Source organism: Paraburkholderia aromaticivorans (genome assembly GCF_002278075.1).
In the GTDB taxonomy this organism is placed as follows: Bacteria; Pseudomonadota; Gammaproteobacteria; order Burkholderiales; family Burkholderiaceae; genus Paraburkholderia; species Paraburkholderia aromaticivorans.
In genome coordinates, this window is sequence record NZ_CP022990.1 from 849,336 (window position 1) to 871,168 (window position 21,833).

Sequence of the window (21,833 nt, forward strand, 5' to 3'; positions counted from 1 at the left end):
AGTGTCACTCCTATGGGTTCGCTTCTGCGTTCAGTGTCACATTCGGTTACCACGGGCGCTGCCCGGTCGCTTCCGATTGTAGAGGGTCTGTCCGCGTCAGACGAACTTATCACATGGGAGTTTCGCTTTTTTTCCGTGGCACAGGACGTGCAGAGGTCATGGCGCGGCGCCCCTCGTGGGGGTGCCGCGCGGGTGCGAGGCGCCTCGGCGCCTTAACGCTTTAGCGCTTCGCGAGCGGCTTGGCCTCGCGTTGCGTGTCGCCGATGAACAGCTGACGCGGACGGCCGATCTTCTGTTCCGGATCGGCGATCATTTCGTTCCACTGTGCAATCCAGCCGACCGTGCGTGCCATCGCGAAGATACACGTGAACATGGCCGTCGGAATACCCAGCGCGCGCTGCACGATACCCGAGTAGAAGTCGACGTTCGGGTACAGCTTGCGCGACACGAAGTATTCGTCTTCCAGCGCGATCTTTTCCAGCGCCATGGCCAGCTTGAACAGCGGGTCGTCGTGCAGGCCCAGTTCTTCCAGCACTTCGTGGCAGGTTTCGCGCATCAGCTTCGCACGCGGATCGTAGTTCTTGTAGACGCGGTGACCGAAGCCCATCAGCTTCACGCCCGAGTTCTTGTCCTTCACCTGCGCGATGAACTCGGGAATGTTGTCGACCGAGCCGATTTCTTCCAGCATGTTCAGCGCGGCTTCGTTCGCACCGCCGTGCGCCGGGCCCCACAGACATGCGATACCGGCTGCGATACACGCGAACGGATTGGCACCCGACGAACCGGCCAGACGCACGGTCGAGGTCGAAGCGTTCTGCTCGTGGTCCGCGTGCAGGATCAGGATACGGTCCAGCGCGCGCACCAGCACGTCGTTGACCTTGTACTCTTCCGCCGGATTGGCGAACATCATGCGCATGAAATTCGCGCTGTACGACAGGTCGTTCTTCGGATAAACGAACGGCTGGCCCACGGTGTACTTGTACGCCATCGCCACCAGCGTCGGCAGCTTCGCGATCATGCGGATCGCGGAAATTTCACGGTGCTCCGGGTTATTGATGTCGAGCGAGTCGTGATAGAACGCCGACAGCGCGCCGACGGCGGCCACCAGAATCGCCATCGGGTGTGCGTCGCGACGGAAACCGCGGAAGAAGAAGTGCATCTGGTCGTGCACCATCGTGTGCTGCGTGACCGTCTTGACGAACTCTTCCTTCTGCTGCGCGTTCGGCAACTCCCCCTTGAGCAGCAGATAGCAGGTCTCGAGGAAGTCGGCGTTCTGCGCGAGGTTGTCGATCGGATAGCCGCGATACAGCAACTCGCCCTTGTCACCGTCGATGTAGGTGATCGCGGAATTGCAAGCCGCCGTGGACATGAAGCCCGGGTCGTACGTGAACTTGCCGGTCTGGCCGTACAGCTTGCGGATGTCGATCACGTCCGGGCCCAGCGTGCCCTGGTAAATCGGCAGATCAATGGTCTTGTCGCTGTCGGAAAAGCTCAGTGTTGCGTGTGACTTCGAGTCCATCTACATGTTCCTTTTACTTTCAAATCGCACACGTGCCGGCATGCTCGATCGTCGTTGAACGCCATTGGCATGCTCAGGCTCCGGTACGCATTTTAAGGTCCACGGAGGCCTGTATTGCGACGATTGACCGCAACAATCCATCTCGACCGACGCAACATTCGTTGCCTGATTTTCCGCTAAATGCGGTAGAACGTGCGGCGAACCACACACAAACGTCACACGGGTCGACGCGCCACGGCCGGTCTCCAACACCGACCGCCAGCGAAATGAAAGCTGGAGCGCTTACTGCAACAATGTTTTGCGGCAGCCGGACTGCGAAGGCACAGCGGCATCTGCGATACTGAATCCGTGTTTTGCTTCCCCTGCGAACACATCGCTGTCTTTGGCCCACCGTCCCACGGTGGGCTTTTTTAATCAGCCAGAAGAAACAGGAAGGACCCGATGAACGCCTCTCTCGAAACGCTATTTCCGGATCACGTGCACAGCGACGAAAACATCGTCACCGCGCTGAATCACCAGGATATCGTCGTCGCATTATCCGCGGCGCTGAAGACACAAGACGTGGCGGTGCTGCATATGCTCTACCCGCGTACCGACGCGCGCACTCACCGCAGCCTCGATACGCTCGTGAACGTACTGCACGGCCACGGTCTGCATGAAGTCGCGGATCTGCTCGCGCAGGAAGCGCATTACCTGCTGTTCAAAGACCCCGTGAAAGCGTGGAAAGCCTTCCACGAAATTCGCAACGACTCGCTCGCGATCGGCGTGCATCTGTATTACCACGGCCTCGTCGGCGAAGCGGCGGAACTCGCGCTCGATAAAGACGCGCATCGCAAGCCGTGATATCGGGCGTTTGAATCGCTGCCGCTGCCGGCGCCGGCGCCGCACCGACGCGCGCAGACCGCCTCGAGCGCGGGACACCGGCGGTGAGACGCCAGGCGCAAGGCACGGACCCATCGTGCAGTGATTGCACGATCATTACACGCTCGCCATTACGCCGTCATTACGCCGTCATTAAGCGCTCACGGAGCGAATGAACTCGTCGATATAGCGATTGAACGCCGACGGATGCGCGAGATTCATCCCGTGCGACGCGCCGCGCACGGTCTCGCGGCGCGCATCCGGCAACCAGGATTGCAGCGCGGCCACGGTGCGGCGGAACATCTCAGGACTCTTTTCGCCGTCGATCAGCAGAACTGGACAACGCACCTCAGCGGCTTGCCCGGAAACATACGCGGGCAACGGATCGCGGAACTGACGGGCGAGCGTGTGCGCATTGTCGGTCGCCATGCGGCGAAAACCCGGCGTGCTCATCGCCCAGAAGCCGGGCCGGCTGACCGAATCGACGAACAGTTGCAGGCCGGCCTCCACCTCGCCGCTTTCGATCAGTTGCGCGGCCTTCGAGCGCAACGCATTGGCGGTCTCCGGCAAACTGGCGGGCGGCCGGCCGGCAATCTGCAACGGGCCGCCCGGATCGGCAAGCGTCAACGTACGCACGTGCCGGGCATGGCGCCGCGCACAATGAAACGCCACGCACCCGCCGCGCGAATGCCCCACCACATGGGCCGGTCCCGCGCCGAATCGTTCGATGAATTCAGCCACTTCATCCGCATGCACGCTCCAACTGAACGGCAAGCCCGGCGCCGTATCGGCCGCCGGCCAATAGTGCGTGAGACTCACCGCAACACACCGGTAATGCTTCGACAAACCCGCGAGTTGGGGTTCCCAATAGCGGTAGTCGCACAGCGAGCCATGCACGAACAGCAAAAGCTCACCCTCACCCGCTTCCACGTAAGGCATGCGCAAGCCGCTCCGCAATTCGATGAAACGCGATGATGGCGGCGGCGACGAAACGGCAACGGATTGATTCACGGTGGTTCACGGACAGCGCGGCAACGCCTGAAGTCAGCGAGGCCGGCTCGAGATGGAATGGGGGAAAGAAAGTGCGTACACATCCCTGAAACCGGAATGCGAGCCGTATTGTCACACAGGCGCCCGATCGGTGCGGCAGCCCGGTCAGCGGCCGGACTGGCGCCATGCCGCGGCGGCCGCGCGGCGGCTCCCGCGCGGAGTCATTCGTAAGCGAGCTCGTCCAGCAGACCGGCTGCGGCCGCCGCGCCCGCGCCGCGCACCGCGCACGTCAGCGGTTCATCGGCGACGCGCACCTCGAGGCCGATCTCGCTCGTCAGGCGGCGGCTCAGGTTGCCGAGCAGCGCGCCGCCGCCCGTCAGCACGATACCGCGGTTGGCGATGTCGGTGACGAGTTCCGCCGGCGCCGTTTCGAGCCCGCGTTTTACCGCGCCGATCACCTGGCGCAGCGGCCCTTCGATCGCATCGGCGATATCGTGGTTGCTCAGCTGGACCGTGCGCGGCAAGCCGTCGTCGACGCTGCGTCCGGTCGCGTTCATATGCTCGCGCGGCACGTCGCGCACGGCCGAGCCGATGTTTTTCTTGACGTGTTCAGCGGTCTGCTCGCCGAGCAGCACGCCGTACAGATTGCGCACGTAGGTCACGATCGCCATGTCGAAGCTGTCGCCGCCCACGCGAATCGAGCCGCTATAGGCCATGCCGCCGAGCGCGATCACGCCGACCTCGGTCGTGCCTCCGCCGATATCGACCACCATCGAACCCGTCGCTTCGGACACCGGCAGGCCCGCGCCGACCGCCGACGCGAGCGATTCGCCGATCAGGCTCACCTTCCACGCGCCGGCCGCCACGGCCGCTTCCTTGATCGCGCGACGCTCGACCTGGGTCGCGCCCGCCGGCACGCACAACGTGAAGGCGGCGCGGCGGCTGAACAGCGGCCGCGGGCGCGCCATGTCGACGAATTGCCGGATCATGTGCTCGGCCGCGGAAAAATTGGCGATCACGCCGTGGCGCATCGGCCGCACGGCTTCCAGGTTGGCTGGCTCGCGCCCCAGAAGCTGGCGCGCCTGAGCGCCCACGGCGGCGACGCGTTTCGGCCGGTCGGCGGCTTCTTTCTGGAAGCACACGACAGACGGCTGATTCAGCACGATGCCGCCGTCGTCGGTATAGATAAGGGTGTTGGCCGTGCCGAGGTCCACTGTCACGGATTGCCGGAACAAGCGATCGAAAAACGGGTGATGCGGCGTCGGTCTGGCCATAGGAAGGCTCTGATGTGTCGTTATCCGCCCATGCAGGGCAGTCTGGAAATGCGCCCCCGGTCACCCGAGCCGCTTGGCTCGCCCGCAGGACGTCCGTTGAAGGGTCGTCCTGCTCGGCGCTGCGCGGTCCGCGCGGCGGGGGTGATTTTCATGCTTATGAGCCGTTAACGGCAAGCAGATCAGATTCTTTAGAGCCGCTTTTCAATCAGGGCCGTGTCAGCCGCGCGACAAAGCGCCCAGCGCGTGTTCCAGCGCCTCGAGACCGAGCGCGACGCCGTCGGCGTTGATCGTGTGACCGATGCCCGGCAACGCATAAGCGTCAACGGTATAGCCAGCGTGGCTGAACGCGTCGGCGGCGTGCTCGAGCTCCTGCACCGGAATCACTGCGTCGTCTTCGCCGTGGATCAGCGTGAGCGGCGTGCCGTTCTGCGCGACGATCACCGAGGCGAGCCGCCCCGAGTACGCGACCACGCCGGCCGCGCCTTCCGCACTGGTCGCCACGTGGTGCAGCGCCATGATCGACCCTTGCGAAAAACCGACCAGCGCAAGCCGTCCGAAAGGCAGCCGCCAGTGCGCCAGTTCGGTTTCGAGCATGCGCCGCAGCGCCGGGTAGGCCGCGGCGACGCGCGCCTCGCGATTTCCCTCGTTGACGTCGCGCAGGCTGAACCACTGACGCCCGCCGAAGCCGCCGTCGAAGGCGTCGGTGCCGTCGAGCGAAGTGAACGCCACGTCCGGCAGGCTCTCGCTCCAGATGTCCGCGAGCGGCATCAGATCGCGCGCATTGCTGCCGACGCCATGCATCAGCACCACCAGACCTTTGGCAGGCGCGGTCACCGGCGCGCGCCGCCAGCCGTGTTCGAATTGCTCCCAGGTCATATCGTTTCCTTTTCTCTGTTGATTCGTAGTGGATATTTCCGCCTGCGCGCTGCACGGCTCAGCGATCGACATCCGCGAACGCGCCACCGATATGCCGCAACCTCGCGCGCAACCCCAGCCGCGAGCATACGCTGCCGGATTTGTTTCCGCCCTCCCGCCTGCACGCGCCGGCCACGTCCAAACGTGAATACAGGTATGCTTTTGCGAGCATTCAGCGGACCCGCGGCCGCATGCATCGCGCGAGCGCGAAATCGCGGGCGCGAAATGGAGCATCCGCGAGAACACCCGCCGGGACATCCGCGCCGCACGTTCGCAGCACACCGATCCGGAGAACCGTTTGAGCCAGCCTTCATCCGCGCCTGCCTCGGCGCCGCCCGCACCTCCGCCGCCGCTGCAGGGCGGCCGGCTGGTGCTGGCTACGATTGCCGTCGCGCTCGCCACCTTCATGAACGTGCTCGACACGTCGATCGCGAACGTTGCGATTCCAACCATTTCGGGCAACCTCGGCGTTTCCGTCGACGAAGGCACGTGGGTCATCACGGTATTCGCGGCGGCCAACGCCGTGTCGATTCCGCTCACCGGCTGGCTCACGCAACGCATCGGCCAGGTGAAGCTCTTTGTCGGCGCGATCCTGATGTTCGTGCTGGCTTCGTGGTTGTGCGGCATCGCGCCGACGCTGCCGATCCTGCTGCTCGCGCGGATTTTCCAGGGCGCCGTGGCCGGGCCGCTGATTCCGCTGTCGCAAGCCATTCTGCTCGGCTCGTATCCGAAGGAGAAATCCTCGACCGCGCTCGCCCTCTGGGCGATGACCGCGACCGTCGGCCCGATTGCGGGCCCGGCGCTCGGCGGCTGGATCACCGACAGTTATAGCTGGTCGTGGATCTTCTATATCAACATTCCGGTCGGCCTGTTCGCGGCCGGCGTCACATGGATGATCTACCGAACCCGCGAGTCGCCCACCCGCAAGCCGCCCATCGACGTGGTCGGGCTCGGCCTGCTGATCACGTGGGTCGCCTCGCTGCAGATCATGCTGGACAAGGGCAAGGACCTCGACTGGTTCTCGTCGCCGGTAATCGTGATTCTCGGCATCACCGCGCTCATCAGCTTCGCGTTCTTTCTCGTCTGGGAATTGACCGAGGAAAATCCGATCGTCGATTTGCGGCTCTTCCAGCAGCGCAACTTTCTCGGCGGCACGATCGCCATTTCGGTCGCGTACGGCGTGTTTTTCGGCAACCTCGTGCTGTTGCCGCAATGGATGCAGGAGTATCTGAACTACCGTTCAGTCGACGCCGGTCTCGTGACCGCGCCGCTCGGCGTCTTCGCGGTGCTGCTCGCGCCGGTCATGGGCCGCGTGCTGCCGCGCTCGGATGCGCGCATGATCGCCACGCTGGCGTTCATCGGCTTTGCGATCGTGTTTTACATGCGCTCCAGATACGTGATCGAAATCAACACGTGGCATCTGGTCCTACCCACGCTGCTGCAAGGCATTCCGATGGCGCTGTTCTTCGTGCCGCTCACGTCGATCATTCTGTCCGGCCAGCCGCCGAGCAAGATTCCCGCGGCGGCGGGTCTGTCGAATTTCGCGCGCGTGTTTTGCGGCGCGGTGGGCACCTCGATCGCCGGCAACGAGTGGAACAACCGCACCGTGCTCCATCACGAACGGCTCACCGAACAGGCTTCCGTCAACAACCCGGTGTTCAATCAGCAGATCGATTCGACGCAATCGCTGCTGCACCTGAATCCGCAATCGGCTCATGCGTTGTTCGATTTCACCGTGAACACGCAGGCGGCGATGATGGGTCTGAACGATATCTTCTTCGTCTCGGCGGTCATCTTCATTCTGATCATTCCGCTGATCTGGATTACGCGGCCGGCCAAGGGCGGCGGCGGCCCGGATGCGGCGGGCGCGCATTGAGCGCGATGGCAAGTGCGCTACGTCAGCGGAAATAGCGGGCGGGCGTGTCGCCGAATGCGTCCCGAAACACGGCAATGAAGGAAGACACGTCGCTGTATCCCACCTCGAGCGCCACCTGCGTCACGCTAGCCCCGGCGCCGAGGTGCTCCAGCGCGACCAGCAGGCGAAGCTGCTGGCGCCACTGCCCGAAGGTCTGCCCGGTTTCCTTGACGAACAGGCGCGCCGCCGTGCGAGCGGTCACGCCGGCGGCCTCGGCCAGTTCTTCGAGCACCGCGGTGTCCGCCGGGTTGGCACTCAGCGCGTCGGCGATGCTTTGCGCACGCGGATCGCGCGGCCAGTTCAGCCCTAGCGGCGCGACCGGCAAGCCCGGCAAGCGATCCAGCAGCACTTGCACGAGACGCACGGCGGCTTCGTCCAACGGTGTGTCGTGCCGCAGATCGGCCGCGGCGCTCAGCAAAGCCGCCACCAGCCGATCGGGCACGACGGCGACGCTGTGCGGCGGCAGCGCGACGGCATCCATGCCGGCATAGAGCGAGCAGAACTGGACAGGATGGGTCGAGGACAAGCGGTGCAGCACGTCCGCGGGTATCCACACCGCGTGCGCCGGCGGCACGACCCATCGCTCGGTCTGCGTGCGTACGATCAGCACCCCGGCGTTCACATGGATCAGCCGCGCGCGACGAAAGGCGTGCAGTGGTTCGTCCAGCGTCTCGTGCTGCTCACCGATCACGAAGGCCGGTTGCTCGACGCCGTCTGGATCAACAATGTCCATTAGGGTGTCCGTTTTGCCCGGTTACTGCCGCAAGGGCAGCAAGATTAGCATAGCCGGAGTGAAGCATTGCGGCGCGCCGCTCGCGCCGAGGGCCGCGCACGGCATCGGGCCCAAACCCGAAGGATGAGCGTTCGCTCCTACACGTCCGGTCACCCGGTGGCAGTCTTGTATTCGATTTGTCACCGGCATATAAACAAAACATGCGATCCGATGCTTAAGCGGTGGGTGCCTCGTAGCGATACATCAGGCAGATTCGGAGCAACGGTTCAGCAACTGTCGAGGCATGCCAGCTACGCGGCGCCCTCTTCCATGTATTGCGTAGCCGCTGTGGAAGCGATACCCGGCAGGAGAGCAGCATGAGCGCCCACTCCGAAGCGCAAGACCGCACCGCGACCATCGCGCCGGCCGGACATGTACTGCGCACCTCGGCCGTGATGACGGTGATTGCGATTTCTTTGGCGGGATGTGGCGGAGGTGGCGAGAGCGAGGTCGCGGCCAACCCGGCGGCCGGCAACAGTGCCAACCCAGCGGAACGGGTCGTGAATCCACATGTGGTGTCGCTCGATGCGCCGTTCCGCGGCAAGACATACAGTCAGTGGGCTGTCTCGTTCTGGCGGTGGGCGCTGGAGCTGCCGCTCGGTCCGCTTCCGCATCCGTTCGACGACTGCAACCATCGTCCCATTTCAGCGGCCCAAATGGGAAACGTATGGTATTGGGCCACACCCAATTCGACACGGCTGACCTGCAATCAGGTAGCCACGACCATCCCCGCGGGGACCTCCCTCTTCCTGTCGTTGCTCGACGGCTCGTCTATCTTCCTACCCATGGCCCAGGGGACGACGTCGCTGAACGACCCGCCGATCCGGGCATTCACGGCGGACCAGCTGAAAATTGTCAGCGCCTTCGCGAGCGACATCCAGGGATTGTTCTGCACCATCGACGGCGTGTCGGTAGCCAATATCACCGCTTATCGCACGAAGATCGGCCTGTTCTCGTTTTCTGCCCCGAGTCCCTGGATTTTCGGCCACACCGGAGGCAAAGGGAGCTCCGCCGCAGACGGCTATTACCTGCTGCTGGAGCCGCTCTCCGCAGGGTTGCACACGATTCACTACGGTGGGAAGTTCGTGATTCCCGCAGGCGTGTTCGGGTCCGACCAGGCGGTCATCGATAAAGATGTGACGCTGCTTATCAGGGTTGGCTCGTAGCGCGGGTCATCGATTATGCGGCCGCGCCTGACGGGTCAACTGTCACCCGCGGCGAGAGCGGTCCGGCGCGTTGCTCCCGGCCCGCGTCTCAAGTCCCGTCACGCTCTGAATGAACTTCCCATGTTTTTCACGCCTTCCCCGAAGGCATGAATGCCATTTTTTTGATGATCGTTTGACATCGAATAACGCGCGGCGAGACCCACATCGCAAAAAACCAGTTTGACAAACTATCTTTAGATATATATCTTACGACACATCTTAAGACACAAATGGGAGTTCCCAAGATGCGTCATCACCACCGTTTTTCCCGTGCGCACGCAGCGGACACTAGCCCCTCTTCCATCGGCCACGAGCGCGAGTCGCTGCACGCGCTCTGGCATGCGTTCGCCCGCCGTCACGAGTTTCGCGGCGAACATGACAACCGTGGCGACTGCGGCGCCCCCCGCACCCAGACCCGCCACGGCTACGAGCGCTTTTCGCTGCACGCGCTGTGGCACGCCATCGGCCGTCATCATGAGCATCGCGGCGGCGGGCGCGGCGGGCGCTTCGGCGGCGGCGCGGGCAGCTTCGGCGGCGACGGCGACGGGTTTCCGCGCGGCCGCAAATTCACCTCCGACGACCTGCAACTGCTGCTCCTGTCGATGATCGGCACGCAGCCGAGCCACGGCTACGAGCTGATCAAAGCCCTCGAAACGCGTTCGAACGGCTTCTACAGCCCGAGCCCCGGCATGGTCTATCCGGCGCTCACGTATCTGGAAGAACTCGGCTACGTGACGGTGCAAGTCGAAGGCAACCGCAAGCGCTACGAGCTGTCGCAAACGGGCCGCGACTATCTGGCCGCCAATCGCGAACGCGTCGAGTTGATGCTCGCCAGGCTTAGCCATATCGCCCGCAAGATGGACTCGGTGCGCCGCGCGTTTGCCGGCGAAGAACCGGCCGACATCAGCGAAGGCGGCTGGCTGCCCGAACTGAACGAAGCGCGCCGCGCGCTCAAGCGTGCGCTGCTGCTCCGCGACAACGCGCCGGCGGCCGAACAGCGACGCATTGCCGAAATCCTGATGCGCGCGGCCAAAGAAATCGAAGACGCGGTCAAACCGGACAGCGACGCAAGCGAGAACGGCGGCGCCACAGCCCTCTGAGATCGCGCCGCCCGCGCCTGCCGCGCGGGAACGCGCGCAGCCAACCAACAGGAGTAGCAACCTCATGCTGATGAAACACCAACCAACCGATCTGGCAGTCCAGCGCGTGCGGCATCCGCTGAAATTCCGTCTGCTGCAGGTCAAGCAGGTGCGCGCGCTGACCCCGCATCTGATCCGCGTCACCTTCACGGGTGAAGACCTGCACGACTTCGTCTCCGCTTCGTTCGACGACCACATCAAAGTGTTCTTCCCCGAACCCGGCGCGGACAAGCCGGCGCTGCCCGAAGCGGGCCCGGACGGTCCGGTGTTTCCGGCCGGCCAGCCGCGCCCGGTCGCGCGCGACTTCACGCCGCGCCGCTTCGATCGCGAGGCGCGCGAACTCGACATCGAATTCGCCATGCACGACGCGGGCCCGGCGGCTGCCTGGGCGGCGCAAGCCAAAGTGGGCCAGTACCTGGGCATCGGCGGCCCGCGCGGTTCGCTCGTGATTCCCAAGGGCTTCGACTGGCACTTGCTGATCGGCGACGACACCGCGCTGCCCGCCATCGCCCGCCGCCTGGAAGAGTTGCCGGCCGGCACGCGCGTCGCGGCGGTGATCGAAGTGGCCGACGCGTCGGCGCAGATCGAGTTCACGACGCAAGCCGAGCTGCATCTGGTCTGGCGCCATCGCAATGAAGCGGGTTTGCGCGGCGAAGCTTTGCTGCAGGCGGTCCGCGAAATCTACCTGCCCGAAGACGGCGAAGGCTACGTGTGGGCGGCCGGCGAATCCGCGACCATGCGCGCGGTGCGCTATCACCTGTGCACGGAGCGCGGCGTCGAGAAATCGCGCATTCGCGCGGCCAGTTACTGGAAACAGGGTGCCGAAGCGGTGCACGAATCGCTCGACGATTGAACGCGCGCCGTCCGGGGCGAGGCACAGTGCTACGGCGCACGCATGTTGCGGCGCCGGCCGCGCGAGCGGCGTGCCGAGAATAACAACAAGGAATCGACCGATGTACTCAATAAACGCAATGCACGAACGCCGCCTGCTGTGGCTGCTCGCGCTGACGCAATTCACCATCATCATGGACTTCATGGTGATGATGCCGCTCGGCCCGCAGATCATGCACGCGTTCGCCATCACGCCGGCTGCGTTTGCCACGGCCGTGTCGGCGTATTCGTGGTGCTCGGGGCTGTCGGGACTGTTCGCGGCGACCTATATCGACCGCTTCGACCGGCGGCGTCTGCTGCTGACCATGTACGCGCTGTTCGCGCTCTCGAACCTCGCGTGCGCGCTGGCCGACAGCTTTGCGTTGCTGCTGGCCGCGCGCGCCTTCGCGGGCATCACGGGTGGCGTGCTGGGCTCGGTGATCATGGCGATCGTCGGCGATGTGATTCCCGTGCAACGCCGTGGTGCCGCCACCGGGACGATCATGACCGCCTTTTCCCTCGCGGCGATTGCGGGCGTGCCGGCCGGCGTGATGCTGGGCGCCCATTTCGGCTGGGCGGCGCCGTTCTTCCTGCTGGTGGCGCTGTCGCTTCTCGTCTGGTCGGCGGGATGGCGACTGGTGCCGTCGCTGACCGGACATTTGAGCCGCCGTCAGCCGCCGCTCGCGGAAGTGCTGCCGGATCTATGGCGGCTCCTGAGCAACCCGCGGCATCTGAACGCGTTTGCGCTCACGTTCATGATGATGGTCGCGCACATGCTGGTGATTCCGTTCATTTCTCCGGTGCTGGTCGCCAATCACGGCGTCGCGCCCGAGCAGCTGTCCTGGCTCTATATGGCGGGCGGCGCGGCGACCTTCTTCACGTCGCGCCGCGTGGGCGGGCTGGCGGACCGGTTCGGCACGCGGCGGGTGTTCCGCATCGTGGCCGTGCTCGCATTCCTGCCGGTGCTGTTCGTCACGCATTTGCCGGATCTGCCGTTCTACGCGCTGGTGATGTTCTTCCCGTTCTTCATGGTGCTGATGTCCGCGCGCATGGTGCCGATGCAGGCGCTGCTGACCACGGTGCCCGAGCCTGCCCGGCGAGGTGCGTTTCTCAGCGCGAACAGTGCGCTCCAGGCATTGGGCACCGGATGCGGTGCATGGATCGGTGGCCTGATGCTCGGCACCTCGCCTCATGGGCAGATTGTCGGATACGGCACGGTCGGCTGGGTTTCGGTTGCTGTCGGGCTGGCCGGCGTTGTGTGGGTTTCGCGCGTACGCGGCGCCCAAAGCACTGTGCCCGCGCCGCAGATGCTGCACGGTGAAGCGGTCGGCGAAAGCTGAGTGCGCGCCTCGCGCGGCGCTGTCCTGCAAGGCGCCGCGCGAACGGCAAAGCTCAGTCGGCTTTGCCCGTCAACGCCCGGCGCGCGGCTTGCCCTTCATCGCGCGAGGCCGAATAGAAAACCCGCGCGCGGCCGATGACGATTTTCAACATGGCGATCACCGGCACGGCCAGAAAGATCCCCGCCACGCCGCCCAACTGATCGCCGGCCAGCAAACCGACAATGACCAGGAACGGGCTGACTTCGACGCCTTCGCTCATCAGATAAGGATTGAGCACGTAATCCTGGAAGAGCCGGTACAGCGCGATAAAGATCACCAGCCAGAGCAGATGCGCATAGCCGCTGAACACGGCCACCACCAACGTAATGGCGATCGCGCCGAGCGGCCCCGCGAACGGCACGAACTCCAGCAGGCCCGCGCTCACCGCCAGCAGGAACGCGTAAGGCACCCCGAGCAGCGAGAACGCCACGCCATAGCAGATCAGCGTGGCGAGCGACAGGAACAACAGCGCCCGCACGTACTTCGACAACAGCAGGTTCAGATCGGTCACGATCTGCGCCCATAACACGCGATGCCGGTCCGTCAGCAGGTTCAGAAACGCATCCCGCATCTGCGGGCCTTCGTTGATCAGCAGGAAGCTCAGAATCGGAATCAGCACGAGGTAGATCAGGTTGCTGGCCGCATGCATCACGCCGAGGCCGACGCTGCGCGCCATCGGCACGGCCTTGTCGGAGCCGGTCTCGATCTGGCTGCGCACGAAATCCACGATCCGTTCGCGCAGCGGTTCGAGAAAGTGCGGTAACGGAAAGCGATTGGGCACGTCGGACTTCATCAAGGCGGGCAGCTGCGCGAACAGATGCGTCGCCTGATCCTGCAATTGCACGCCGAAGAGCGAGCCGACCACCGCGATCACCGCGACCACCACCACGAACACCAGCGCGATCGACGCCACTCGCGGCACGCGGCGCGGCCGGATGCGCTCGACCAGGTCGACCAGCGGATAGACGAGGTAGCTGAAGAAAACCGCGAACACCACCACCAGCACGGTGGATGACGCCATATAAATGCAGAAGAACAGCAGCGCGATAAGCAACGCGGTCCAGACTTTTCTGGCCGTGCCGACGTCGAATCCCAGCATGAACCTTCCTCGAATAGACGATGAGATCCGGCGCCTCGAACGCGCCGGGAACATCGAACGAACATCGGATAACCAAGGCATCCGGGGCCAACCGCGGGCCCAACGAACGCGCCGGCGACGAGGTGACGACTGCACCCGGCGGCGCGGCGCGTGGCGGATTTACAGCAGCCTGGCCAACAGAAAACCCACGCCGGCTGCGATCAGCAGCGCGCCGATCGGATTGCTGCGAGCCGTTTCGGCGACCTGATCGACGCTGTCGCCATATTTCGCCTGCGCCTTGCCGGCAAGCTGGCGGACCTTGCCCTCGGCTTGCAGATCCACCTTGCCCGTCAGGCCGCCGACGGCGTCCTGCACCTTGCCTGCCGCATCCTTCACGGAACCTTCGAACTGATTTGAATTCATGTGATCCTCCTTGAACAGAGTGGTGAGGCCGTCGTCGGCGAAAACCGGCGCTCGACCCCGACCACCGTTGCGACCGTTACCGCTTCACGCGGTTGCGTACCGCATCCGCGGCTTCGCCGACTTTCGACTGGACCTTGCCGGCGAGTTTTTCAGCCGCGCCTTCGGCCTGCGTCGTCCGGTTGCCGGTGACCTTGCCGATCGCTTCCTTCACGGAACCCTTGACCTGTTTCGCCGCACCTTCCACACGATTCTTGTCCATGACGGTTTCCTTAAAACGGTTGAGTTGCACAGAAACGCCGAGACGCCAGCCGCGCGATGCATGGGTGAGCGTCGCCGCTTCAACCCCTGGCACTCGACGCACGATTGCATTGTCGCCACTCGGCGCGGCTGCCGACAGTCACGCATGCACGTGATCGCCTGGTGCATTTGAACGCGTCTTGCCATGCATCGGTGTGCGGAGCGCCGGCGTGCCTGTCGTCGTCCGCTTCGGGCCGGCCGAACCTCGTCAGCACGGTTCGTTCCCGGCCACCGTTGCCCGCTGAAACCCGGCGGGCCCACAACGGGTTCAGGCCGGTTTGGCGCCTTTGCGGCGCGGCGCGCTGCCGGGAGCAAGCCCGAAATGGCCACGCGCGCGTGCCCATACGATCGCCTCGGCACGACTGTGCACGTCGAGCTTCGCGTAGATCGTGGCGACGTGATTGCGCACGGTGTTCGGCGCCAGCCCCAGTTCGCGCGCGATCTCCTTGTCGGCGAGGCCGCCGCACAGGCAGGCGAACACGTCGCGCTCGCGCGCGGTCAGATCGGCGAGATGGCCGCCCGCGTCGGGCGCATTCGCGCGCCGCACGTTGACCAGCTTTTCGATCAGCGTCTGGCTGAACCACGAGGCATCCTGCATGACGGTTTCGATCGCCGTCACCAGTTCCATTTCGGAACGCTTGCGCTCGGTAATGTCGAGCAAGGTCATCAACACGCAGTCCTTGCCGTGGATGCTGACCGCCTCCGCGGAGACGAGGCAATTCAGCGTTTCGCCCGCGTGGCTCGTCACGATGAACTCCACGTTGCGCAGGCTGCCGCTCTCCTCCAGCGCGGCGCTGATGCGCGCGCAGGCGTCGTCGGTCCACAAGCGGCTTTGATCGAGCGGTTTGCCGAGCAACTCCTCCGGGGTGAAGCCGGTGGTCGCGGTGAAGGCGTCGTTGATATCGAGCGTGATGTAGTCGCCGGCCGCGAAGAGCGCGGTGGACACGGGCGTCATCCTGAACGACTTCTCGAAGCGCTCCTCGCTCTGACGCAGCGCGCTTTCGGCGCGCTTGCGCGGCTCCAGATCCATGAAGGTGAACAGCATGCAGGCCTCTTCGCCGATGTCGATCGGCTGACCGGCCACCACCACGAACTTCGTGCCGCCTTTGGGCAGCCGCAGCGAGGCTTCCATTTGCGGAATAGTCGCGCCTTCGCTGAGCCGTTCGACCGCGAGTTCGCGCCTCTCGGCGCCTTCGAACACGTCGAGCTCGTACACCGAGCGGCCGATCACGTCCTCGCGCACATAGCCGGTCATTTCCAGAAAGCCCTGGTTGACCTTGATATAGCGCTGGTCGCTCAGGCGGCAGATCACCGCCGGCGCGGGATTGGCGTTGAAGGTCTTTTCGAAGCGCTTCTCCGCGCTCGCCCATTCGCTCGCGTCGTGCAGGATCAGCGCGAGACAGTCGGGCTCGCCGCGCGCATTGGTCAGCACGAGGCTGCGCACGCGATGCACCCAGTTCACCTCGTCGTCGTGCGCCGGAAAGACTTCGACGACCACATCGCTGAAGCACTCGCCCGCAACCACGCGTTCGATCGGATAACTGCCTTCCGGCAGCGGATGGTTGTTGCGATAGCGCAACCGGAAACGCTCGCGGTATTCGGTGACGTCGGCGCCCAGTTGCGCGACTTCGGTGATGCCGTGCATGTCGAGCGCGGCCTGATTCGCCCAGACGATCGTCTGGTCCGGTTCGACGAGGATCACACCCTCGGTCAGCCCCGTGATGATCTGGTGCAACTGGCGACGGTCGGTCTGCGAGCGCAGCACCGTGTCGTCGGTGGGCGGCGCGCCGTCGGGTTCATTGGATTGCACCACGGAAGAGAGTGCAGCGGAGCTTGTGGTCGTCATTGTCGATGATGAGCGCGAGTAGCACGCGCGAAAGCCTGTCCAGCATGCAGAATCGCCCAGAACGCGGCCGGGCGCCAATAGCCAATGCACCATGCCGCCTGGTGCACATGCACCAGGCGCAGCGGGCCGAGCCGCCAGGCGAGACTTCAGTGCCAGTTTCGAGGCTTCGGGCGGGAGGACGATGAAGGGCGCCGGCGCAAGTGTCGCGACGTGCAAAAAATACAATTACCGTTTCAACGACTCCATATTCACGTGTCATTTTCCATATTTGACCCATATTTTTGCTTCATGATGCATCCGATATAGCCTATTATCAACCTATCACGAGTCAAATTGCCGCAGTATCGCGCAAGAGGTGCAAACATGACACCGACCGCCACGGCATCGCCGGGACTGCCGATCGCACTGGGTCTGGCGGGGGCGATTCCGTTTGTGGGGCTGGCGGTGCTGGTCAACACGTTCGGCGCGCACGAAGCGTTCTTGCGCCACGCCATGCTGGCGTACGGCGCGTGCATCGTGTCGTTCGTGGGCGCGGTGCATTGGGGAATCTGGCTGGCGGCAGCGGGTTCGCAGCCGCATTCGGCCATGGCGCTCGGCTGGAGTGTTCTGCCGGCTGTCGCCGCGTGGGCGCTGCTGGCGATCGGCACGCGCTACGCGTTGCCGGGCATGGCGGCGCTGCTTGCGGCGTGCCTGCTGGTCGATCTGGCGCTCTGGCGTATCGACGCGCTGCCGGGCTGGTATCTGCGCATGCGCGCGTTGCTGACCACCGTCGGCGCGCTGTGCCTGTTGTCGGCTATGCAATGATGCAGGTGGATGCCTGCGCGGCGTGCGCCACGCAAGCGTCCACTTTTTTCAACCCTTTTTTCAACCCTTTTTTCAACCTTTAGTTCACCCCTCCTCCGCGCCCAACGCGGCGAGCGGATGCGCCTCCCGCTTCCACGGCGAAGCGAGAAAGTGCCTGACGCGTTCGGGCCGCACCTCGGCGAGTGTGGCAGGCGCCCAGCGGGCGTTGCGATCCTTGTCGATCAATTGGGCTCGCACGCCTTCGCAGAAGTCGCCCTCCTCGATCACGCGTTTGACGATGCCCAGCTCCATGCGAAAGCATTCCGCCAGCGTCATCTGCCGGCCGCGCAAAAGCGCCTCACGGGTGACGTAAAGCAGGGTGGGCGAATGGCTCGTCAGCGCGTCGTAGGCGGACTGCAACCATTGCTTCACCTCGCGCGGCGGCTCGCGCTCGAGGTCGTGACGCAGCGTCGCGACCATCCGCTCGATGCTCGAGCGCCGGTCGAAGTGGCGCAGGATCAGTTGCGTGAACGGCCCCAGCGCCGCGTGCGGAACGATATTGCACGGCGGCTCGAACACGCCGCGCAACGCGGCGAGCAGGTCGCCTTCATGCGAGATGCGCTGCAAGCGCTCTTCGAAGCTGGAGAGCCAGTCGGCCGGCACGCATAGATCCGCCAGTTGCAGGCGCAAGGCGTCGGCGCCGGACAAGGTCGCGCCGGTCAGCCCGACATACAGCTCGAGTTCCGCGGGCATCACGCTGAGAAAACGCGTCGCGCCGACGTCCGGCAGGAAACCGATACGAGTCTCCGGCATGGCGATCTTGCTGCGCTCGGTCACGATGCGCAGCCGCGCCGCCTGGCCCAGCCCCATGCCGCCGCCCATCGCAATACCGTCGAGCAGCGCGACCACCGGCTTCGGGAACGTATGCAGCGCGTAGTCGAGCCGGTATTCGTCGACGAAGAACGCGAGCCAGCGGCTGTCGCCGTCGCGGGCAAGCCGCTGCACTTCGCGCACGTCGCCGCCGGCGCAGAAGCCCTTGGCGCCCGCGCCCTTCAGCACCAGCGCGACGATGCCCTCGTCGCTGCGGCAATGCTCGACCAGCACGGCCAGCTCGCGCACCATGGCATGCGAAAGCGCGTTGAGCGCGGCCGGCCGGTTCAGCGTGATGATCGCCACGCGGTTGACGACGCGAAACAGAATCTCGCGTTCCGCTTCGAGACCCGCATCGGGTACGGCGCTTTGCAAGGCGCTCATCAGCTCGTCTCCTGATCGGCCTGCGTGGTCTGCGTGGTCTGCGTCACCTGCCAGCGTGGCGTGCGTTTCTCGAGGAACGCGTTGACGCCTTCGCGCTGATCGGCGCCGTCGAACAGATCGACAAAGCGCTCGCGTTCCAGCGCCAGCGCCGCCGTGCGCGGCACGCCGTTGCGAGCCTGATGGATCAGCGTCTTGCTGAAGCCGACCGCCTGCGGGCTCAACGTGGCGACGCGCGCGGCCATGGTCAGCGCGGCCTCGCGCGCCGCGCCCTTCTCCACCACTTCTTCGACGAGCCCAATGCGCAATGCCGTCGCCGAGTCGACGCGCTCGCCGGTGAGGATCATCCGTTTGGCCCAGCCTTCGCCGACCAGCCACGGCAGCGTCTGCGTGCCGCAACCGCAGGGCAGCAGGCCGACCGCGGTCTCGGGCAGCGCCAGCAACGCGTGCTGTTCCGCGATGCGGATATCGCAAGCCAGCGCGCATTCGAGGCCGCCGCCCATCGCATAACCGTTGATCGCCGCGATCACGACAGGCCGCGCGTTCTGCAAGGTTTCGAATGCCGCGCCGAAGCGTGCCGCCGCCGAGCGTGCGACTTCGCGATCGCCGTCGGCGAACCTATTCAGATCGGCGCCCGCGCTGAAGAACCTGGGGCCGTCGCCGGTAATCACGATTGCCCGCACGCGCGCCTCGCCGTTCAGGCGCTCGACCGTCTGTTGCAATTGCAACAAGCCCTCGGGCGTGAACGCATTGGCGGGCGGCCGCTTGAGCGTGAGCTGCGCGACGGCGCCGTCGTGCGCGTAGTCCAGTTCGATCATGACGCGCCTCCGTCCTTGCCGTCCTGGCGATAGAGCTTGATGACCGCGGAAAAGTCGAGGCGTCCCGCGCCTTTGCTGCTCATCGTCTGATAGAGCTGCTGAGCCAACGCGCCGAGATAGACCGGTTGACGCGCCGCTTTCGCGGCGTCGGTGGCGAGGCCCAGGTCCTTGAGCATCAGATCCGTGCCGAAGCCGCCGGTGTAACCGCGTGTGGACGGCGCCGTCTCGATCACGCCCGGCATCGGGTTATACGTATCGGAACTCCAGCAGCGCCCCGTCGACGTATTGATGATGCCGCCCAGCACTTTCGCGTCGATGCCGAGCGCCTCGCCGAGCGACATGGCCTCCGCCACACCCGCCATCGTGATGCCGAGCACGAGGTTGTTGCAGATCTTCGCGACCTGGCCCGTGCCGGTATCGCCGCAATGCACGATGTTCTTACCCATTGCCGCGAGCACCGGCTTGACCTGCTCAAACGCGCTCGCGCTGCCCCCGACCATGAAGGTCAGCGTGCCCGCCGCCGCGCCGCCAGTCCCGCCTGAAACCGGCGCATCGACGAAGCTGTTGCCGTGCTGCTGCGCGAGTTCGGCGAACGCCTTGACGCTCACGGGATCGATCGTGCTCGAATCGATGATGGTCACGCCCCTGGCGATGCCCGCGAAGATGCCGTCGTCCGCGGTCAGCACGCTGCGCACATGCGCGGCGGCGGGCAGCATGGTGATCACGCATTCCACGTCGGTCACCGCCGCTTGCGGCGAAGCGGCGGCCTTCGCGCCCGCGTCGACGAGCGCCTGCACCGCTTGCGCGTTGAGGTCGAACACATTGACCGCGTGGCCCGCCTTGAGCAGGTTGTGCGCCATGGGCGCGCCCATGTTGCCGAGTCCGATAAAGCCTATTTTCATGATGTCGTCTCCGTGTGTCCGCTCGCTCGCCACGCGCTCAGCGCAGGCTGATGGTCGTGTTGACGCCGTCGTTCACCGTGTCGTCGTCGAACCAGCGGGCGGTGACGGTCTTGGTCTGCGTATAGAACTGCACGACCTGTTTGCCGTACGGGCCGAGGTCGCCGAGCTTCGAGCCGCGCGAGCCCGTGAAGCTGAAGAACGGCACCGGCACCGGAATCGGAATGTTGATACCGACCTGGCCGATATCGATCTCGCTCTGGAACTTGCGCGCCGCCGCGCCGCTCTGCGTGAAGAGGCCCACGCCGTTGCCGAACGGATTGCGGTTCACGAGTTCGATCGCGTCGTCGAGCGAGGCGACGCTCAACACTACTAGCACCGGGCCGAAGATTTCCTGGCGGTAGATGTCCATTTCGGTGGTGACGTCGGTAAACACCGTCGGCCCGATAAAGTTGCCCTGCTCGTAGCCCGGCACCTTGACGTCGCGGCCGTCGAGCGCCAGCGTGGCGCCTTCTTTCACGCCCGTTTCGATCAGGCCGAGAATGCGCTGCTTCGCGGCACGCGAGACCACCGGGCCGATGTCCGTGTTCGGTTCGTTGCCCGCGTTGACCTTAAGCGTCTTCGCCTTCGCCACCAGGTCCGGCAACCATTGCTGCGCGGCGCCCACCAGCACGACTACCGAAGTCGCCATGCAGCGCTGCCCCGCGGCACCGAAACCCGCGCCGGCCAGCGCGTTGAGCGTCTGCTCGCGGTTCGCGTCGGGCAGCACGACCGCGTGATTCTTCGCGCCCATCATCGATTGCACGCGCTTGCCATGCTCGCTGCCGAGGCGGTACACATGCGTGCCGACCGCCGTCGAACCGACGAACGAAATGGCCTTGACGAGTTCATGCGTGCACAGCGCGTCGACCACGTCTTTACCGCCGTGCACCACGTTCAGCACGCCCTTCGGCACGCCGGCTTCGAGCGCGAGTTCGACCAGTTGCATGGTCGAGAGCGGATCCTGCTCGGACGGCTTGAGCACGAACGTATTGCCGCACACGATCGCCATCGGGAACATCCACAGCGGGATCATCGCCGGGAAGTTGAACGGCGTGATGCCGGCGCACACGCCGATCGGCTGACGCAACGTGTACGTGTCCACGCCGCCCGCCACGTTCTCCGCGAATTCACCCTGCTGCAACGTGCCGATCGAACACGCATGCTCGACCACTTCGAGGCCGCGGAAGATATCGCCTTCGGCGTCGGGAATCGTCTTGCCCTGCTCGGCGCTCAAGGTCTTTGCGATACGCGGCATATGCTCGCGAATCAGCGCCTGGTACTTCAGCATGATGCGCATGCGCGCGCCGATCGGCGTGTCCTTCCAGATCTTGAAAGCGGAGTGCGCGCAGCGGATCGCTTCGTTGACCTCATCGGCGGTGGCGAACGGTACGCGCGCCAGCACCTCCTGCGTGGCGGGGTTGACGATGTCGCGCCATTCGGTGGTCTTCGATTCGACGAACTCGCCGTTGATCAACAGCTTGACGGTGGCAATGGCCGCAGTTGCGTTCATGCTGAAACTCCTGTGCAGTGGCCGCGAGGCGGCCGGGCAATGATTGG

Annotated in this window: 20 protein-coding genes; 7 read left to right on the top strand and 13 right to left on the bottom strand. The window is 64.7% G+C overall.

Going from position 1 to position 21,833, the window contains the following annotated elements; translation table 11 throughout:
- Nucleotides 1–220: 220 nt before the first annotated feature.
- Nucleotides 221–1,519 (bottom strand): citrate synthase, encoded by a 1,299-nt coding sequence (gene gltA, locus CJU94_RS23490; protein ID WP_095421075.1) that lies wholly within the window; start codon nt 1,517–1,519, stop codon nt 221–223.
- 441 nt (nt 1,520–1,960) lie between these two features.
- On the opposite strand from gltA, the gene CJU94_RS23495 reads away from it, so the two are divergent.
- A complete protein-coding gene (locus CJU94_RS23495) occupies nt 1,961–2,362 on the top strand; it encodes a hypothetical protein (RefSeq protein ID WP_095421076.1) in 402 nt (133 codons plus the stop codon).
- A 171-nt stretch (nt 2,363–2,533) separates the two neighbouring features.
- On the opposite strand, the gene CJU94_RS23500 is transcribed toward CJU94_RS23495, so the two are convergent.
- From CJU94_RS23500 to CJU94_RS23510, 3 genes are all read right to left on the bottom strand, one after another.
- Nucleotides 2,534–3,319 (bottom strand): alpha/beta fold hydrolase, encoded by a 786-nt coding sequence (locus CJU94_RS23500; RefSeq protein WP_095422759.1) that lies wholly within the window; start codon nt 3,317–3,319, stop codon nt 2,534–2,536.
- A gap of 272 nt (nt 3,320–3,591) precedes the next feature.
- Nucleotides 3,592–4,644, bottom strand: a complete 1,053-nt coding sequence (gene mreB, locus CJU94_RS23505) for a rod shape-determining protein (RefSeq protein WP_095421077.1) — start codon at nt 4,642–4,644, stop codon at nt 3,592–3,594.
- A gap of 216 nt (nt 4,645–4,860) precedes the next feature.
- Entirely contained in the window at nt 4,861–5,520 is a 660-nt protein-coding gene (locus CJU94_RS23510) for an alpha/beta hydrolase (RefSeq protein WP_095421078.1), read from the bottom strand.
- Between the two features lie 337 nt (nt 5,521–5,857).
- Here CJU94_RS23510 and CJU94_RS23515 point away from each other — a divergent pair, with 337 nt between their 5' ends.
- Nucleotides 5,858–7,435, top strand: a complete 1,578-nt coding sequence (locus tag CJU94_RS23515; protein ID WP_095421079.1) for a DHA2 family efflux MFS transporter permease subunit — start codon at nt 5,858–5,860, stop codon at nt 7,433–7,435.
- 22 nt (nt 7,436–7,457) lie between these two features.
- Here the strand turns inward: CJU94_RS23515 and CJU94_RS23520 are convergent, their stop codons facing one another.
- The gene (locus CJU94_RS23520; RefSeq protein WP_095421080.1) at nt 7,458–8,207 is read right to left on the bottom strand and encodes an AraC family transcriptional regulator; all 750 of its coding nucleotides are present in this window, start codon (nt 8,205–8,207) and stop codon (nt 7,458–7,460) included.
- 356 nt (nt 8,208–8,563) lie between these two features.
- On the opposite strand from CJU94_RS23520, the gene CJU94_RS23525 reads away from it, so the two are divergent.
- The 4 genes from CJU94_RS23525 to CJU94_RS23540 all read left to right on the top strand — a co-directional run bounded on the left by CJU94_RS23525 (nt 8,564) and on the right by CJU94_RS23540 (nt 12,800).
- Nucleotides 8,564–9,412 carry a hypothetical protein gene (locus CJU94_RS23525; protein ID WP_095421081.1) on the top strand — a complete coding sequence of 283 codons (849 nt, stop codon included), beginning with the start codon at nt 8,564–8,566 and terminating at the stop codon, nt 9,410–9,412.
- Between the two features lie 284 nt (nt 9,413–9,696).
- Entirely contained in the window at nt 9,697–10,551 is an 855-nt protein-coding gene (locus tag CJU94_RS23530) for a PadR family transcriptional regulator (protein ID WP_208645402.1), read from the top strand.
- Between the two features lie 64 nt (nt 10,552–10,615).
- Entirely contained in the window at nt 10,616–11,443 is an 828-nt protein-coding gene (locus CJU94_RS23535; RefSeq protein ID WP_425272224.1) for a siderophore-interacting protein, read from the top strand.
- Nucleotides 11,444–11,543: 100 nt separating this feature from the next.
- On the top strand, nt 11,544–12,800 hold the full coding sequence (locus tag CJU94_RS23540; protein ID WP_095421082.1) for an MFS transporter: 1,257 nt from the start codon (nt 11,544–11,546) through the stop codon (nt 12,798–12,800).
- Between the two features lie 52 nt (nt 12,801–12,852).
- On the opposite strand, the gene CJU94_RS23545 is transcribed toward CJU94_RS23540, so the two are convergent.
- The 4 genes from CJU94_RS23545 to CJU94_RS23560 all read right to left on the bottom strand — a co-directional run bounded on the left by CJU94_RS23545 (nt 12,853) and on the right by CJU94_RS23560 (nt 16,483).
- Nucleotides 12,853–13,938 carry an AI-2E family transporter gene (locus CJU94_RS23545; protein WP_095421083.1) on the bottom strand — a complete coding sequence of 362 codons (1,086 nt, stop codon included), beginning with the start codon at nt 13,936–13,938 and terminating at the stop codon, nt 12,853–12,855.
- A 159-nt stretch (nt 13,939–14,097) separates the two neighbouring features.
- Complete coding sequence (locus CJU94_RS23550) at nt 14,098–14,340, bottom strand: CsbD family protein (protein ID WP_095421084.1); 243 nt, start codon at nt 14,338–14,340, stop codon at nt 14,098–14,100.
- A 76-nt stretch (nt 14,341–14,416) separates the two neighbouring features.
- On the bottom strand, nt 14,417–14,599 hold the full coding sequence (locus CJU94_RS23555; protein WP_095421085.1) for a CsbD family protein: 183 nt from the start codon (nt 14,597–14,599) through the stop codon (nt 14,417–14,419).
- Nucleotides 14,600–14,905: 306 nt separating this feature from the next.
- Nucleotides 14,906–16,483, bottom strand: a complete 1,578-nt coding sequence (locus CJU94_RS23560) for a helix-turn-helix transcriptional regulator (RefSeq protein WP_095421086.1) — start codon at nt 16,481–16,483, stop codon at nt 14,906–14,908.
- 363 nt (nt 16,484–16,846) lie between these two features.
- On the opposite strand from CJU94_RS23560, the gene CJU94_RS23565 reads away from it, so the two are divergent.
- Complete coding sequence (locus CJU94_RS23565; RefSeq protein WP_095421087.1) at nt 16,847–17,287, top strand: DUF3429 domain-containing protein; 441 nt, start codon at nt 16,847–16,849, stop codon at nt 17,285–17,287.
- Nucleotides 17,288–17,371: 84 nt separating this feature from the next.
- Here CJU94_RS23565 and CJU94_RS23570 read toward each other — a convergent pair whose 3' ends face one another.
- Genes CJU94_RS23570 through CJU94_RS23585 form a run of 4 tightly spaced genes read right to left on the bottom strand, consistent with a single transcriptional unit; the run spans nt 17,372 to nt 21,786 of the window.
- The gene (locus CJU94_RS23570) at nt 17,372–18,520 is read right to left on the bottom strand and encodes an enoyl-CoA hydratase/isomerase family protein (protein ID WP_095421088.1); all 1,149 of its coding nucleotides are present in this window, start codon (nt 18,518–18,520) and stop codon (nt 17,372–17,374) included.
- Nucleotides 18,520–19,335: an enoyl-CoA hydratase gene (locus CJU94_RS23575; protein ID WP_095421089.1), complete on the bottom strand. Its 816-nt coding sequence runs from the start codon at nt 19,333–19,335 to the stop codon at nt 18,520–18,522. The genes CJU94_RS23570 and CJU94_RS23575 overlap by 1 nt, the downstream gene beginning before the upstream one ends.
- On the bottom strand, nt 19,332–20,237 hold the full coding sequence (mmsB, locus tag CJU94_RS23580) for a 3-hydroxyisobutyrate dehydrogenase (protein ID WP_095421090.1): 906 nt from the start codon (nt 20,235–20,237) through the stop codon (nt 19,332–19,334). Before mmsB ends, CJU94_RS23575 begins: the two co-directional genes overlap by 4 nt.
- Before the next feature lie 37 nt (nt 20,238–20,274).
- On the bottom strand, nt 20,275–21,786 hold the full coding sequence (locus tag CJU94_RS23585; RefSeq protein ID WP_095421091.1) for a CoA-acylating methylmalonate-semialdehyde dehydrogenase: 1,512 nt from the start codon (nt 21,784–21,786) through the stop codon (nt 20,275–20,277).
- Between the last annotated feature and the right edge of the window lie 47 nt (nt 21,787–21,833).